Raw genomic sequence first — 14222 nt, 5'->3', positions numbered from 1 at the left:
TTGTTGGTACGGGATATAAGCCGCAGCACAGACTTCTTTCGTTGCTGCTTCCCACCTCTCAAGCATCTCTGGTGAGAGTTTCTTCTCTAGCGCTGCCTTGGACTCTTGCAAACTCTCCGAGGCGCACCATCGCATCTCTATGGTGTTGTTTCCCGGGCACTTGATCTCTGGTTGCTCTGCATTCGCAGGCGTCAAGGGTGAAAGGAGTAGTGAAAGGAGGAATGCTCTCATTGCTCATTCAGTACAACGAACAGGGCATTATTTGGACAGAAGGAAAATTACGTCAACCACAAGAATGGGTAATACTCATGGCAGTCGCGTCTGAACCATGCCCCTCGAAACCCGGATCGCGCTGTTCCTGCTGAATTAACTCGTCTCAGCACTCATAGTCAATGACCCTGACAGCCTCAAGCGATGGCTATGTGGCGGGGTGCAGGACCTTGGAAAGCCAGCAGTGGAAGAATGGCTTGTTAACTGGCGTGCCCCATTTCTGACTGAAGACGAGAAGGAGAGGCTGATTGCTCGGCACCTGGGGGTGAGCCTCTGAACCCTTGACTTTGCAGTGCTTCTTATCTGTTGTGACCAACCTCACAGCCAGGGCTGACGCAGGTCATCAAGTGGACCTGTGATTCCGGAGATGGTGTGTGCATCGGAGGGGGATACCCTCGCCTTCATCCACATCAAAAATGAAAACCCGTACAACACGCGATTGGACTAATCGCATTAATTCTCTGTCCAAGAAAGAAACTCAAATTCTTCAAACTGCCGATGCCGTTGACTCTGAAGACAAACAAATGGATATGAATGTAGATCTACTACGGAATGTTGACACAACTGAGGTTGAACACATCGCTCTACTTGATAAGAGCTTGCTACAGGGAATCAGTGAAGGCAAAGACATGCTTGATTCCGCGAGAGAACTTGCAGGCTCTTTTGGCTTAACACGCGACAGCCGGCGAATGAATAATCTTATGCCAAAAACTGGGGGAAGCAGATCTCAGAAAACACTGGAATCTATGTTTGAAGTGAATGTCGATAATGGATTAGAAGAAAAAGCTCGTCAAGGTCAATCTGGCTCTAGATCGAACGCGGCCGAAGAAATCTTCAGCACTTTTAACGGCGTTAATACGGTCAGAGAAACCTATGAAAATGCACAAAAAGCTTTGAACGGTGATACTGACGCTATGGTGGATCTCACTGTAGATATGGTGCAGGCAGCCACCCCTTGGTTCATCGATCCAATCATCGAAGCAATTGGCGGGGCCATCAAAGGTGAAGATAATTGGCTGACTGATATCGTTGACTGGTTTGGTGATACAACCGGTTTATATCATGAAAACCCCGATGACATTACAGGCGGCGGAGGCCGTGACGATTTGCTTTTGAGTGGTGACCATCTTCTGAAGAGAAAGATTCTTCAAGGCCTTAATCCGCGCATCAACCCAAGCGAGGATGATGACAATAACTACGGAATTGTTTTTGTTGAAGATCCTACAGCATTTCTTTCAGGATCATACTTTGGGCGAAGTACTGGAAAATTCATTGAAGATAGTGGTGCAATAATTGCCACTGGGCAGTTTATCGACAAAATTTTTTCCAGCCATGGTGGTACGAGCACTGGAGACTCTGAAAATATCTAACCAACTACCGGGGAGCCTGATCATTGAGAAAAAGATCTCCTCTCAATTGAAAGCCATACAAGACCCATCGTTGGGAAAGGCAGGGCAGGATCTGTGGTTCCTGATGTAACCTCCTGCAGACCAAGTCAAACCAATAACCCCGTTTGCGATGGCGGGGTTTTCATTGTCCTGATCGGCGGCGCATATCTCTTGGGTTGCAGAGTCTCTGAGATTGCCGTTGTCCGTTGAAAAGCATTGAGTAGAAAGACATCGAGGCTCTTGATGACAGAGGCCAGATTCACCGCTTCGGCAAAGGATCGAGGCGACGCACTGTCCGCGTATCGGCAGCAACGCTCGACCTATTTCATGAGCTTGGCCGCGGTGATGCGGACGATTTCGTCTTCCCTAGTCCCCGCTGTGAAGGACACCTCACGCACCATGCAATGGGAGATGTTTGTCGAAAATGCGGACGAGCCGCCGGCTTCCACGTTCACCCGCACCAACTGAGGCACAGCCATGACACACAGGCGAGACGACGAGGAGTGGATGTATTCGCGCGCAAGACCACCCACTGCCATGCATCTGGCGCGACGACTGGTGATGACGTCGCTAGCAACCCTCGGGACAGTGCTTCTCATCGGCTTGGCTGATCAAGGGTCTCCTGCTGCCGGTGCGGCTGCACTGGGTCATGAACCCTTTGACCAAGATCACATCAGCGGCGCCTGTGTCGACAGAGCACGGATTCGGCTGGCCGGTTCACGAATTGGCTGCAATTGACACGCCAACGAGCAAACCAGCCTGGTTAGACCAGATCAATTGGTGGTCATCTCATGCGGATTCACACCGCAAACGCTCAACCAATCGGTTGTCTCATTTTTGACGGAAAGCACAAGCCGTTTCACGCTTTGGCTTGTCCATTGCAACGACCAGCGTCCTCTGGGAAAAGCAAGAAAGACTGAGTAAGGGGACCTGTGTTCGCTGCTGGTGTAGTTCGGCCCGGTGAGATGTCGCCTTTGTTTTGAGCGCCCCAGAAGTTAGTTGTGAACTGCGATCTGGTGGCCAGCGTCCATGCTGCCAGTGTGCTTTCTACCAAAGTCATAAGTCGTTACGAGAGATTTTCGGGATTCATCAAATGACCAAATGATCCGTTGCGGATCGCTTTGCTTCGACCCATATTTGTCTTACGCGGATATGGGGAGTTCTTCCACACGCGACGGCTTCGGGAGAGCGACCCGACGGTTGGCAGAATTCCTGTCTACTGCGTGAGCGATCGCGGGAAACATTATTTTGCGACAAACAATCAGTAGAAATCTGGTGGGTTTGCCAAAGATTTCCGCAAGGCAGCGAACGTAGTTATGCAGTAATCGCATCGCTCGGGACGAACATTGTTCTTCTCGCGATTCCTGTAGCTCCCTTCTCGCGAGTCGCTGACCGCAAAGAAGGTGCTGACTTGCTTGATCAGGTTTCAAGAAGCTCATGCTGGGATAGGACTGGCTCCCCGGGGCGCTGTGAGAGGGCTTACGCATGGGAGATTCAGAGCATCCCCAGCACGTCTTGATTTCGGTGCCCACTAGCCATTGCTTGGTTGCTGGGCTTCGCAACCCGTAGGACAAGCGCAATCCGTTGATGGGCCCATTGATTTCTGTCCTGACTGCATCGAATTCCATCGGCTTGCTGGTTGGCACCTGGGCCTGAACCTCTCAACAGCAGTCACTGCAGCGTTTCTACACTCAGTTAGTAAAATCACAGGCAGGTCTGACGCCGGTCATCGAGTGGTCCAGAGATTCGGGAGATGGTGTGGATATTCAAGGGAGCTTCGACTCATGACCTTCACACTTTCCGGCTTCGATCCTTGGACATTCCAGGTCGTCTTCTACGGCAGCCTGCTGGTCCTTGAAGCAATGCAAAATGACATGCGGCTCAGCGCAGTGCTGAATCCGATGGACGACACCCGCAGCTGTGCCCATCAATTGATTACCAGCCCAAGCTGTGCTCTGATCAACGGTGGTCGTTGAAACCTCTTATCCGCGATGATTGCTGGTGATACCGATCCAGCGTGTTGGCGACTCGCCAGAACCAGCTTCACAACCAATCCCACATATCGACCTTATGGGTGTTATGACGCATGCATGGAGAAAGGCTGATGCGGTTGTAGGGCTGCACGCGAGCTGATGGGCTTCTGAAAGCATCCCATATAAAAAGTGGATGTTCAGATACAAAAGATTCTTGAGAGTCTTCAAACTCTCAACATGCATAAAGATTTCTTCAGAAGATGATTGGGATCGTCTTCATCGTGTTTACAGCTAGGACGTTGATCATCACATTGGCCAAGATGATCTGTTTAAGCCTTTCACTCATCACTAAATCAGTAAAGAACGACGATATGCAGGCCAGTCATAATCCTGACAAAGGCGCGGCAAAAAAGGCTGCAGTTGATTCAGTTCTATCACAGGACATAGTCAAGAAATGCCCATCACGTGATGAGTGACTTACAGACCTATGAATCTGGTTTTCTATCATTGTCTTTTGTTCGATTGATGAGGTGTTCGTAAAGTTCGAAGACATCTTGATTGTTGTCGAAGCCGGAATCAACCCACTGGGCGTTACCTATATCGACAAGAAATTTCTTGATCTTGGAGGCATGCCACTGATTAGGGAAGGCAATCATCTTTGGAATAAAAATTTGAGACTTGTGTCTGACTATCGCCTTTTAAAACCCAAACAAACACTCATACTCTCAGAGATTTTGATGAGAATCGCCTGAATTCATCTATTTGGGGCGTCTTTCAGCTTCTCCAATCATTCGAATGGACTGGAGGCTCATCCCAAATGCCCAGCCAACAGCTTGTCTCCCAGTCGTCAGTGAGACTCGGGTCAGTCCATTGCATTGGATGTTCGCTCACCGTCGGCACAATCAAGTCTTGAACCCTGCCATTGAGCCAACATCAGGGTGCATAAGAGAATCGTTCTCCTGTCGAGCAATGCAGCGCGAATCTAGAAACGCTTGTTTCTGAAGCGATTGTCTGTTCTTTTCAGGAAACAAAAACCCCTCAATGGCTAACAGATCATACAATCGATATTTGGCGAGATGTTTAAACTATTTGATGGTTCTATTTCAATAGTTTCTAGATGGAAAGCTCGTCTAATTGCCCAAAAACCGACGTTGCAGAATCCAATTTTTCTGACCCAGTCGCTTTGCGTGTTAAAAGGCTGAACGGTTCTCTATGGCGAGGGGTGCAATGACTGTAACCCTATTCAATCTTTCCCGATGAGCGATTGAGCCGATCGTCAATGCCATCTCATGAGGCGGATGGAATGTTCATCTTTGGATGCCTATGGAGGTGGTGTTTGTATTCAGCACTGGTTTTTCACCCATGTAGCAGACGATTCGTGCCCAAGTTCCGATGCTTTTCTCCAATCGGAACAGGCACCTTCAAGATCGCCGATCTCTTCTTTAAGTAGACCGCGACTGCTGTAGTTGTATTGGTCTTGAGGCTCAAGCTCTATTGCCATGCTCATATCCGAAATGGCTCCTCTGAGATCGTTCAAGTATTTTTTTGCATAGGCACGACTGAAATAAGCGAAGCCATAGCTTGGGTTAAGCTCTATTGCTTGACTTAAATCTTTGATTGCACCTTGATAGTTTTCTAAATCTATTTTTGCACTCCCACGCCATGCATACGCACCGGAATCACGAGGATTCAGCTCAATGATGACTGTAAAGTCTTCGATCGCACCCTTGTAATCATCCAAGTTATCTCTCGAATATCCACGAAGGCGGTAGGCGTTTTCGTATTTGGGATTGAGTTCTATTGCCTTGCTGAAATCGTCTATCGCTTCTCGATAGTCGCCATTGTTATATTTCTTTTCGCCTGATTGGAACCAATCATCGGCGTTTTGAGCATACGCTGCTTGCCCTGATACAGCTTCCAGAGCAATCGCAACACCAGGGATCAGGACCGCCAGCCGCGGGGAGGCCAAAGGCAGTATCAGGGAGAAGACAGCGGCCAACCCAGAATTGAATCGCGACATCTTTGAGGATTGCGTTGCCACTCCCTGTTTAGCCATCCCTGAGGCGCATTGTCTATGTTTCATCTGCAAAAAAACATCGATGCTTAGAGGTGTAGTGCGTCCAAGATTTCTGAGCAGAAAGAGATTGTCTTCAGCATTCTTCCCTGAACCAGGTTGCAGCGTTGGTGTTGTTACCTAAAGCTGCTGCTTTTCTCCAGTCGGAGCAGGCGCCTTTCATATTGCCTTGAGACTTTCTGGTCAGGCCACGATTGCTGTAAGAAATTTCATCCTTTGGATTGATTTTTATTGCTTTGGTATAGTCAGCTATCGCGCCATTTGAATCCCCCAGTTTGTCTTTCGAATAACCGCGATTTCCATAGGCCTCAAAAAATTGCGGATCGATTTTTACCGCTTTCGTATAATCAGAAATTGCCCCTTGGTAGTCTTTTAATTCGTCTCTGATGTTGCCCCGGTTATAAAAAGCCCAGGCATAATTCGGATTGATTTCTACTGCTTTCGTGTAATCAGCGATTGCTTTTTGTAAATCTCCCAATTCCCGTCGTGCACGGCCACGATTGTAGTAAGCATAAGCATATTGAGGATACATCTCGATTGCCTTTGTCCAATCAGCAATGGCTTCTTGAAGATCTCCACGTTTTGCTTTTTCAAGGCCTGAATCGAACCAGTCCACAGCGCTTTCGCTTTGCGCATTGGCATCTCGGACTGAAAGAACATTGATTCCAATCAGAATCGCAGGAGTCAATCCAACCCATATTGGGGGAATGGCTGACGCCCACAGCGATAAGGCAGCAGCCAGGGTGGTGACGACGCGAGACATTCTCGTTGGTGCATATCTGCGTTCTCTTTAGCCACTGCTCGAGGATTGTTCTGCATCGGGTGTGTCAATCAAAAACTTCGCGATTGTTCTGAGGGGCGTGTTGAGGTTGTCGGTTGGGATTGATCGGTTCGAGCAAGAGGTTCGGACTGCCTGGATTGCGGCAATCAGCTGATGTCCTGCTCGTTGCCGTGACCAGGCTGATGCAGGCTTCGCTGATCTGCACTGTCTGATCAGTGCCCACCGTTGGATCGGATCAGGCTCACATCACGACTTCGGTGAAATGGCATGTGACGGGTGCTGCAGTCAGCAACCGGTTCTTCAACGACAGCAGCTAGGCTCAGATCGTTGAGATGAAGCAGGGTGCCATTCAATTTTATACTGGTTTCTCGCAATTTCAGTGGCCTGGATGGCAGTCAAGCCGGTCAGTGCTGTTCCGTTGTCTTGGCAATGCAGCACCGCAGATACTGATCAAACGTTGTTTGTGACCTTGGATGAGGCAACGGCGATGGTCAAATGGACATTCAAGCCAAGTGGAAATGGCCGGGAGTGGACAGAAACAGCCGCCTTCACCACGGATCTGGTTCAGTGGGCTTATCTGCTTCCAGCAACGACAGTCAGGATGCACCATCGCTTTGATCTAACGTCCGGGGAGTTGTTGGTTACGCAAGGCGATTCAGGAAAAGTAAGGCGCTGGCTTTGCGTTGTGGACCGGTAGCCAGAATGATGAAACGGTTGCTAGTGCTGAGCCTCATGGCTGTTGTTTCGACAGGCTGCAGCCAATCCAATTTTCGTTCGCTGAAATGCACGATGGAAGGCTATGAAGATTGGGTTGAAGACACTTCTTTCATCGATTTACCTATTATCTATACTTTTGATATCAAATCTGGCCAGGAATATCGATATAATGATGCAACACAGCAATACATCCCAAAGCCTGTTGTCGAGGAGTCGACTGGTTGGCATTGGGAGACACGCACCAGTGTTTCGAACAATATCTTTCGTGGTTCTTATTATTCCTTTCCGCTGGATGATCCCAGCGATGCTTTTAAAGACACAATCCAAATCGATCTAAAAACTCTGAATTACACCGCAGTGCAAGAATTACCAGCTAGGATGAAATCCTGGGGGACTTGCGCCTGGGTGGAGGTTGCCGAATAATCTTGTTCAACATAGGGTGTTGCCAGTTGTTGGTTGTGACATTCACGACGGGAGTAAAAGCTTGAATAGAAGAGCTCCAACTTCGTCGACGTTCATAACGTGGCGACTGTCTTGGCGTCTTCGGCCATAACAACTTCGAAGATTTGAGACTCCTGTTCCACCACCTCTTACTGTTTAGGTTGTGACTAAAACCTGACGTTGATTGATGACATCTTTCGCCGGCCTTCCCCCTGGCAACACTGCCCTTCCTGAATTATTCAGCAAGTTGTGGGGCTTTTTGCAGCTGCAGATTTGTGAGAACCTGTAGAAATCCCATCGCGATGTTCGGATCTCTGCTTCTCGGAATGGGGACTTGGATGGTCCCAAAGCTGTCAGCATGATGTTTCGCTTTGGGAGTTCCCACCGCAGTGACCTTTAGGACGGTCGTATGAAGCTCATTCAGATTCTCAGGATTGCCGTTGTCAGTGTCCTTGTCGTCCTGTTATGGGCCTGGGTTGATCCAGCCTGGGCGGTTGTGGCAGGGATCATCTCAGTCGCTGTTTTTTGTGTTGCCAGCCTTCGCTCCAAACCTCGATGGGTCAAGGCCTTCTGGTCTTTTTGCAAGGACGTCGGTCAGAACGAACGATGGCTCCCATAGAACAGCTGTGATTCAGTCGTTTTTGGGTGGCTTCATCAGCTCACCGGTCTGTAATGACACCACGGCGAAACTACCGATGAACATCAAAGCGACAATGAGGAGAAACACCGCTGTGAGATTGCTGATCTCCAGCTGTCCCAGCATGAACCCGAATGGAACTGACATTAAAAACAACTGCGGAGCACAAAACTAGCTTGATTCAGCCATCTCTCACTGAGCTGTTGCTTCTGGTCCTGGTGCCTGGGTGCTCGACTGTCCTCGTGCTTCTCAACGTAAGGCAGGCTCTCACTTCAGTGTTCTCGAAAAAGCGACAGCGATTTTCTCTGACAGATCATGCTGTCTGAAACAGGCTCCAATCGAGGGATGTAGAGAAATCCACGTTGTCGTGCTTTCTCAATGCGACGACATGTGCTCCCGTTTTGGTTTGTGGATGTCTGGAATTTCTTTGAAGGAGGATCAGCCAGTGCTTCTGCCAATCCATTCGTTTGGCTCAAGCGCTGAAGCAACAGCTCGCTGCTCTCAGCAGATCGCACTGGCGCCGTTGGCTCGAGGGCCGCTGTGTCCTATGTGGTCAGGCAGCAGCCTGCTCAGTTGTGTTGCGCAGGGCTTTCTCCTGCAGTTGCTGAACAGCGCAGAGAGCTTCATGGGCGGGCCATCCATGGGTGTTCATCAGCTCTTCCACCAGGTAGTCGGGCGAGTTGGAGATGCGCGCGTTCAGTTCTGCGACAGCCCTGTCATCACGGGCCAGCGCCTCAAGCCTTAGTGAACGAAGTCTCCGGGCAGTGGGCTGTTTCATCCACCCACTTTGCACGGCTGCCGATCCGGACCTGTTCAATCGCGGTGGGAGCCCATCGTTTGGGACAGGAACAGGTGCTTTTTGACCACCAGCCTCACGATCGAATTTTCGCAGGATTTTCCCTTGATGTGCGGATGATGCCTGGGTGATCAAGCTGTATTCGGGCTGGCGCGTCTTTGCGATGACATTGATGGTTTAAGTGAGTTTGATCCAATTCAACGTTGGCAACACCCGTTCAAGATTCTCAACTGGCTACCAAGGAAATTCTTTTGCACGCCATTGGTGTGATCGTTCATTGATGTGATCATTTGATTGCTCAGAGCTGTAACACTCTGGGATTGATCTGGCATTGTCTTGCCAATGTTTGCACTAGTGATGATATTTATGATCTGCTTATTTTGTTCTTTCCGCGCGAATTGCCGATTGTTTTTCGAGTGTCTTATGTTGATAGCGACCAATTATGTGCGCTCGAAAGTCTGAACTTTTAGATGGTTCTTGATTCGGGCGGGTTTTGCTGAGAATCTGGACCATGTGACCATAGTATTCATAAGATTTGCCAGACTTTTCTTCTCATTGAAACGAACATGCGATCCAATGAGTATCCGGCCAGTAATGTTGCCACCACGCCGGAAATGAATTCAACAATCGAGACGGTCGTAAAAGCTGCAATGAATGAGCCAGTGCTGAGTTGAGTGACGGCTCGATCCAGGCCAAGATCGACAATTTCAATGATAGCGGCTGAAATCATGAAGAATGAGATAAATAAAAATTGTTCTGCCAACTCAGAATCCTCCATACTAAGAAGCAAGCGGCTTAGACCAATCTGAACGTTGGCAAGCAAGAAAAAGATGGCGGACATGGCAATATGGCTGACATCTTTTGCAAGGAAGAGCTCAATACCCTCAATGGCGATGTTGATGCTGATGGCCATCCAAAGTAACCATCGCAACACCGTAAGAATGATGATCAGTGCACGATTGAATCGTTTGGTGATGAGACTGACCATATGGGTTTGATAACTATCTACTTGAGTTTCTATCTTAGCTCCAGGCAGCAACAAATTGAACCAGGAAGATTCAGAAAAGACTAAAAACCTCCCCAGTACAGGTCTATCTATTGTTTGGCGTCCTGCAATGTTCGAACAATTCTCCTTCTTAAAAAGCCCTGATTCATCCGTCAATGTGCTTTTTAAAAGTCAGTATTTTCAACCTCCCTTCCTGGTGTTTTGTCATAATCGTGTCGTCTGTGATGCGTGGATCACCGACCTTTTCAGCAGAGGTCGTCAGCACAGCCGATGTTGCGGCTGTACTGACGATTCACCGTCCGATCAGGCCGCGATCGTGACGCCAGCCTTGGTGACGATCTCAACAACCTTGGCCATGTCCCCCAGTTGTTCTTCGTTGCTCTTCAGAGCTTTGAAGACTTCTTCGACACCACCTGGCAGGCCGACCATGACATAACGGCAAAAATCGCCACTTGGTGTCGGGGCATGCACGGTCCCTGCTTTGACCTGGTGGCAGCTCCCTGGGCTGATCACGGTGGATTCCCCGTTCAGATTCAGGTCCAGGGCCCCCTCGAGCACCAGATAGGTTTCATCCCAGGCATGGGTGTGGGGCGGTTGGCCCACACCACCGGGTGTTGCGAACTCGACAACGCTGTACTGACCTGCGGTCTGCTCAGCTGTGAGCTGAAGTGTGATCGAGTCACCGAGAACATTGCAGACCTCAGGTTGATGGGCGGACATGGACTGATGCTTGATGGGATGCGGTGCCACTATCCACCGTCGGATTGCCCCATGCGGTGTCCATCCAGACCATGCCTCGGATCCTGACAACAACAGCTGAGATTGCGTTGTCTTGTGAGTCGATGCGCGAGTGACTCTGTCGTGTGCGGCTCGCAAGCCGGCGTGGTCGAGATTGCTTTGTACGGTGAGGTCGCTCTTGCCATCAAGCGTGGGTTTGCACAGCAAGCTTTGGTTTGCGAGCCAGCCTTGATCGCGCAGCTGAGCAAAAAGACTTGTTTACAGTCCTTCACATTTGCACTAAGTTATGCAAAGTTGAATCTAGTTTTTCATGTCGGACTACACCGCAGCCCTTGCGGCCGTTGCCGTTGTGACCGTTGCCCTCTCAGCAGCAGTGCTCTACGTGCTTGCACAGCCAACCGATCTCCCGGTTCTCAAAAAGGCTCAATCCGATCAGTGATTTCCGTCCTGGTGAGTGCGCTGGGTCAATTCGCCTGCAGAAATCAAATTTTCATGAAGATTATGTATTACATTGTCGATTTAGTTTTTAAAATTTAATTTTCCATATATTTACTAATTACGTAAATATATTTATATTTTCAATCCAATTGATATCAAATTCCATTCCAAGCGGTCCTAATTTTATTTGTCCGAAACTGTGGCACAGCATTCATAGTCGATCAAAACTTTCTGGGATAAGGAGTGTTTCCAGCTAAATCAACGTTGATTTCTCGGCAGATATTCATCATAGCGTTAAGTCCGAAGTTGACACCCATTGGTCCATCGATGAAGGACTGAAAGTCCTCAACGCTGTTGTCTTCTCGAACTTCCCAAATGCAAAAGGCTGGACCCTCCGGCCCGATCGGGCAAAACGCATGGTTGTAAAACCCTGCTTCAAGATTTTTGGCGACCGCCTCGTCCCAGCCTCCGCCTGGTGCCATTGCTGCTTGAGCTGTTTTCCACCATGTCTGAGAGGTCCCGGCGCGGAACTCGTGTTGCACGTGGAAAAACTTGGAAGCCATCAGGTGATGTCATCAATGCCCTGATCCTTGCTGATGGTGTTCACGATTCTGGTATCCAAAGATTCATTCCTTGATGATGCCTGCGCCGGCAGCCCCGCCGCCTGGTTGCATCACTCTCGGTATTGGTCTCTCAGGTCCAGCTGCTCTTGTTCTGAGGTGTTGTTTGCTCTGAGCCTCCCTTGCATGATTGGTGATGACTTTGATGCGGTCAGTCTCATCGTCCGCGCCCGCTGTTACAGAGGCTCCCGACAACCACGGCTTTTGATGTTTGACTCGCGCCGCAGTTTTTTGAACCCATGGAAACCACGGTCTGGACATTCAGCCTGAGCGTTCCCTTCGCTGAGTGGGCTGCGATTTATGACAGCGACGATGTGGCCAAGATGCACGCAGATGCTGGTGTGCAATCACTGTTTCGAGGCGTCAGTAAAGAGGATCCTGCCAAGGTCTGCGCTGTCCAAACAGCTCCTGTTGGTGTTGCTCAAAAGCTCTTTGAAGACAACAAGGAGATGATCGCCGGAGCTGGACACGTGATTGAGACCACGGTGATCCATGCCTATGTCGATGCCTGATGGATGGTTCTTGTTTGGCGAGGGGGGTGCGACCGATTGATCTGAGTCGCGACCCCACGGGTGAGTTGTGCTTTTGGATGGCGCAGCCGAAGCACTGGTGTTCAGCGTGCAGGACTTTCAATCTCAACGCTTTCGTGCATGACAAAGTCCATCAGCTCTGTCCTCCCCATTCATGAGTGCTGACGTTCATGTCCGAACCGTTGGATTTTCTGCAAGCGTATGCATCATCTGCGCAATTCTCCTTTGAGGAATCGTGATCGATGCGCCATCCTTTTCGTGCTTCTGAGCACTGTTGGCCAGGTTGCTTCAGCAAACACTGAAAGCAACCAAAAAGCCATGCCCCTTAAGTGGCAGCCCTGTCAATCCGGAGCTCCCGCCAAACTCGGTTTTGAATGCTCCCGCTTGCCGCGCCCGTTGCGCAACGACAAGGGCGACGGTCCGCAGATTGAACTCGCGGTGTACCGGCTGCCGGCCAGTGGATCTGCTGATCAGAGGCTGGGGTCATTGTTTTTCAACCCAGGCGGCCCAGGACAGCCGGGGGGGGCGAGTGCCAGTAATGCTTTTTTGATCCCCCAAGAGTTACGGAAGGCATTTGATTTTGTGACCTGGGATCCCCGCGGACTTGGTGCCTCCTCGCCGGCCCTCAGCGGTTGCAATGCGGGTCCGGTGCAGCGACCAGCGACAGGGCCAGTCGACTGGCAGCAGGTGCTGGATCAACGGAGAAAGGAACTTGGAGAGGTCAATCGTGCCTGTATCGAGTCCAATCGCGATCTCGTGACAGCAATGGGAACGGTCGAGACCGTCCATGACCTGGATGCACTCCGTGGAGCACTCGGAGACAGCAAGCTCAACTACTGGGGCGTCTCTTATGGAACAGTGATCGGTTCGACGTATGCAGCCCTGTATCCGGACAAGATTCGGGCTCTCGTGCTGGATGGAAGTGTCGATCCCTGGATCGATCTGTTCGGTTTGAGTGATTCATCAGTGGCTCCAGATGATGCCGCCCGCTTTTTTCTTGCTCTCTATCCCGATCTGGCACCAAAACTTGCCCGTGCCCTCGATCGTCTGGCGTTGAGCCCAATCATCTTGAAGGATGGGTCTGCTTACACCCGTTGGGATCTTCTGGATCCTCTGCAGAACTTCGTGAGTCTTCCCGACATGATTTCGGGTCCCTTTGCACGCACGCTGATCGAAACCGTTGATCATGCGTTGTTCGGCACACCAGCGGAGCAATCAGCTGCCATTGATCAGCTTGAACATCCGTTGTTGCGTTCCCCGGAGATCGACAAAAATGCTGCCGCAGGATTTGCGGCCGTGATCTGTCAAGACTTCCCGCAGCGACCTTCGATCGTGCGTCAGCAGCAGCAGCTCGAGCGAATCGTTTCTCAGGCTCCGGTTTTTGGAGGTTCTTTAGGGGCCAACTTCCTGGCACTGTGCAGCGGCTATGACAACGTGCCAGCCCAGGATCCCGTCCCCAGGGCTCCCTTCCCAAACGTGCGTGTTTCAGGTTTGGTGGTTGGTTCCAGTTGGGACGGATCAACCCCTTGGGTCTGGTCGATGGCCATGGCGAGAGCCTTCCCCTCCATGCGGACTGTTCAAACCGTCGGCTCACAACACGGCACAGTGATTGGTGTGCAGTCCAGCTGTGTTCGCTCCGTGGTGGAGGACTACTTGCTCAGCGCAGAGGTCCCCAGCTTTGATGTGGTTTGTCCTTATGAGGCCCCAAAGGTTGAGCAGGATTTTCAATGAATCAACCACGAATCTGATCTGGCTGACGTCAGCAAGTTTGTCATGAATCGAATGAAACGGCTCCATGCAATCGGTGGCATGC

The 14222-nt window shown here is 50.2% G+C and carries 17 protein-coding genes; 10 read left to right on the top strand and 7 right to left on the bottom strand.

Annotated elements, in window-relative coordinates:
- Nucleotides 1-686: 686 nt before the first annotated feature.
- From KR100_RS12610 to KR100_RS12590, 5 genes are all read left to right on the top strand, one after another.
- Nucleotides 687-1640 (top strand): hypothetical protein, encoded by a 954-nt coding sequence (locus KR100_RS12610; RefSeq protein ID WP_038546659.1) that lies wholly within the window; start codon nucleotides 687-689, stop codon nucleotides 1638-1640.
- Between the two features lie 248 nt (nucleotides 1641-1888).
- Nucleotides 1889-2269 (top strand): tyrosine-type recombinase/integrase, encoded by a 381-nt coding sequence (locus tag KR100_RS17075; protein ID WP_081858921.1) that lies wholly within the window; start codon nucleotides 1889-1891, stop codon nucleotides 2267-2269.
- A 1173-nt stretch (nucleotides 2270-3442) separates the two neighbouring features.
- Nucleotides 3443-3634 carry a hypothetical protein gene (locus KR100_RS12600; protein ID WP_038546653.1) on the top strand — a complete coding sequence of 64 codons (192 nt, stop codon included), beginning with the start codon at nucleotides 3443-3445 and terminating at the stop codon, nucleotides 3632-3634.
- Nucleotides 3635-3891: 257 nt separating this feature from the next.
- Complete coding sequence (locus KR100_RS12595; RefSeq protein ID WP_038546650.1) at nucleotides 3892-4107, top strand: hypothetical protein; 216 nt, start codon at nucleotides 3892-3894, stop codon at nucleotides 4105-4107.
- Nucleotides 4108-4161: 54 nt separating this feature from the next.
- On the top strand, nucleotides 4162-4383 hold the full coding sequence (locus tag KR100_RS12590; RefSeq protein WP_038546647.1) for a hypothetical protein: 222 nt from the start codon (nucleotides 4162-4164) through the stop codon (nucleotides 4381-4383).
- A gap of 590 nt (nucleotides 4384-4973) precedes the next feature.
- Here the strand turns inward: KR100_RS12590 and KR100_RS12585 are convergent.
- Nucleotides 4974-5630 (bottom strand): tetratricopeptide repeat protein, encoded by a 657-nt coding sequence (locus tag KR100_RS12585; protein WP_162176540.1) that lies wholly within the window; start codon nucleotides 5628-5630, stop codon nucleotides 4974-4976.
- A gap of 151 nt (nucleotides 5631-5781) precedes the next feature.
- Nucleotides 5782-6468 (bottom strand): tetratricopeptide repeat protein, encoded by a 687-nt coding sequence (locus KR100_RS12580; RefSeq protein WP_081858919.1) that lies wholly within the window; start codon nucleotides 6466-6468, stop codon nucleotides 5782-5784.
- A 406-nt stretch (nucleotides 6469-6874) separates the two neighbouring features.
- Here KR100_RS12580 and KR100_RS16175 point away from each other — a divergent pair, with 406 nt between their 5' ends.
- Nucleotides 6875-7183: a hypothetical protein gene (locus KR100_RS16175; protein ID WP_156098106.1), complete on the top strand. Its 309-nt coding sequence runs from the start codon at nucleotides 6875-6877 to the stop codon at nucleotides 7181-7183.
- Between the two features lie 35 nt (nucleotides 7184-7218).
- Nucleotides 7219-7626 (top strand): hypothetical protein, encoded by a 408-nt coding sequence (locus KR100_RS12575; RefSeq protein ID WP_156098105.1) that lies wholly within the window; start codon nucleotides 7219-7221, stop codon nucleotides 7624-7626.
- 649 nt (nucleotides 7627-8275) lie between these two features.
- On the opposite strand, the gene KR100_RS16625 is transcribed toward KR100_RS12575, so the two are convergent.
- From KR100_RS16625 to KR100_RS12550, 4 genes are all read right to left on the bottom strand, one after another.
- Nucleotides 8276-8428, bottom strand: coding sequence for a hypothetical protein (locus tag KR100_RS16625; protein WP_204207725.1), 153 nt, complete (start codon nucleotides 8426-8428; stop codon nucleotides 8276-8278).
- Nucleotides 8429-8834: 406 nt separating this feature from the next.
- Complete coding sequence (locus tag KR100_RS12565) at nucleotides 8835-9059, bottom strand: hypothetical protein (protein ID WP_051847693.1); 225 nt, start codon at nucleotides 9057-9059, stop codon at nucleotides 8835-8837.
- A gap of 544 nt (nucleotides 9060-9603) precedes the next feature.
- A complete protein-coding gene (locus KR100_RS12555) occupies nucleotides 9604-10239 on the bottom strand; it encodes a hypothetical protein (protein ID WP_156098104.1) in 636 nt (211 codons plus the stop codon).
- A 147-nt stretch (nucleotides 10240-10386) separates the two neighbouring features.
- Entirely contained in the window at nucleotides 10387-10803 is a 417-nt protein-coding gene (locus KR100_RS12550) for a cupin domain-containing protein (protein ID WP_038546633.1), read from the bottom strand.
- A gap of 328 nt (nucleotides 10804-11131) precedes the next feature.
- Here KR100_RS12550 and KR100_RS16965 point away from each other — a divergent pair, with 328 nt between their 5' ends.
- Entirely contained in the window at nucleotides 11132-11260 is a 129-nt protein-coding gene (locus KR100_RS16965) for a hypothetical protein (RefSeq protein ID WP_255347482.1), read from the top strand.
- A 220-nt stretch (nucleotides 11261-11480) separates the two neighbouring features.
- Here KR100_RS16965 and KR100_RS12545 read toward each other — a convergent pair whose 3' ends face one another.
- Complete coding sequence (locus KR100_RS12545; RefSeq protein WP_038546630.1) at nucleotides 11481-11822, bottom strand: hypothetical protein; 342 nt, start codon at nucleotides 11820-11822, stop codon at nucleotides 11481-11483.
- Between the two features lie 296 nt (nucleotides 11823-12118).
- Between KR100_RS12545 and KR100_RS12540 the strand changes: the two genes are divergently transcribed.
- Both KR100_RS12540 and KR100_RS12535 read left to right on the top strand, forming a co-directional pair.
- Complete coding sequence (locus KR100_RS12540; protein ID WP_038546627.1) at nucleotides 12119-12391, top strand: DUF3764 family protein; 273 nt, start codon at nucleotides 12119-12121, stop codon at nucleotides 12389-12391.
- A gap of 336 nt (nucleotides 12392-12727) precedes the next feature.
- A complete protein-coding gene (locus KR100_RS12535; protein ID WP_239420337.1) occupies nucleotides 12728-14140 on the top strand; it encodes an alpha/beta fold hydrolase in 1413 nt (470 codons plus the stop codon).
- The last annotated feature ends 82 nt before the right edge of the window (nucleotides 14141-14222 follow it).

The organism is Synechococcus sp. KORDI-100, from assembly GCF_000737535.1.
Lineage (GTDB): Bacteria > Cyanobacteriota > Cyanobacteriia > PCC-6307 > Cyanobiaceae > Parasynechococcus.
This window is presented reverse-complemented; position numbering and strand designations above follow the sequence as displayed.

Coding starts and splice junctions, on each gene's coding strand:
- KR100_RS12610 (WP_038546659.1), top strand. CDS start 687: ATGAAAACCCGTACAACACGCGATTGGACTAATCGCATTAATTCTCTG.
- KR100_RS12600 (WP_038546653.1), top strand. CDS start 3,443: ATGACCTTCACACTTTCCGGCTTCGATCCTTGGACATTCCAGGTCGTC.
- KR100_RS12595 (WP_038546650.1), top strand. CDS start 3,892: ATGATTGGGATCGTCTTCATCGTGTTTACAGCTAGGACGTTGATCATC.
- KR100_RS12580 (WP_081858919.1), bottom strand. CDS start 6,468: ATGTCTCGCGTCGTCACCACCCTGGCTGCTGCCTTATCGCTGTGGGCG.
- KR100_RS16175 (WP_156098106.1), top strand. CDS start 6,875: ATGGCAGTCAAGCCGGTCAGTGCTGTTCCGTTGTCTTGGCAATGCAGC.
- KR100_RS12575 (WP_156098105.1), top strand. CDS start 7,219: ATGGCTGTTGTTTCGACAGGCTGCAGCCAATCCAATTTTCGTTCGCTG.
- KR100_RS16625 (WP_204207725.1), bottom strand. CDS start 8,428: ATGTCAGTTCCATTCGGGTTCATGCTGGGACAGCTGGAGATCAGCAAT.
- KR100_RS12565 (WP_051847693.1), bottom strand. CDS start 9,059: ATGAAACAGCCCACTGCCCGGAGACTTCGTTCACTAAGGCTTGAGGCG.
- KR100_RS12550 (WP_038546633.1), bottom strand. CDS start 10,803: ATGTCCGCCCATCAACCTGAGGTCTGCAATGTTCTCGGTGACTCGATC.
- KR100_RS16965 (WP_255347482.1), top strand. CDS start 11,132: ATGTCGGACTACACCGCAGCCCTTGCGGCCGTTGCCGTTGTGACCGTT.
- KR100_RS12545 (WP_038546630.1), bottom strand. CDS start 11,822: ATGGCTTCCAAGTTTTTCCACGTGCAACACGAGTTCCGCGCCGGGACC.
- KR100_RS12540 (WP_038546627.1), top strand. CDS start 12,119: ATGGAAACCACGGTCTGGACATTCAGCCTGAGCGTTCCCTTCGCTGAG.
- KR100_RS12535 (WP_239420337.1), top strand. CDS start 12,728: ATGCCCCTTAAGTGGCAGCCCTGTCAATCCGGAGCTCCCGCCAAACTC.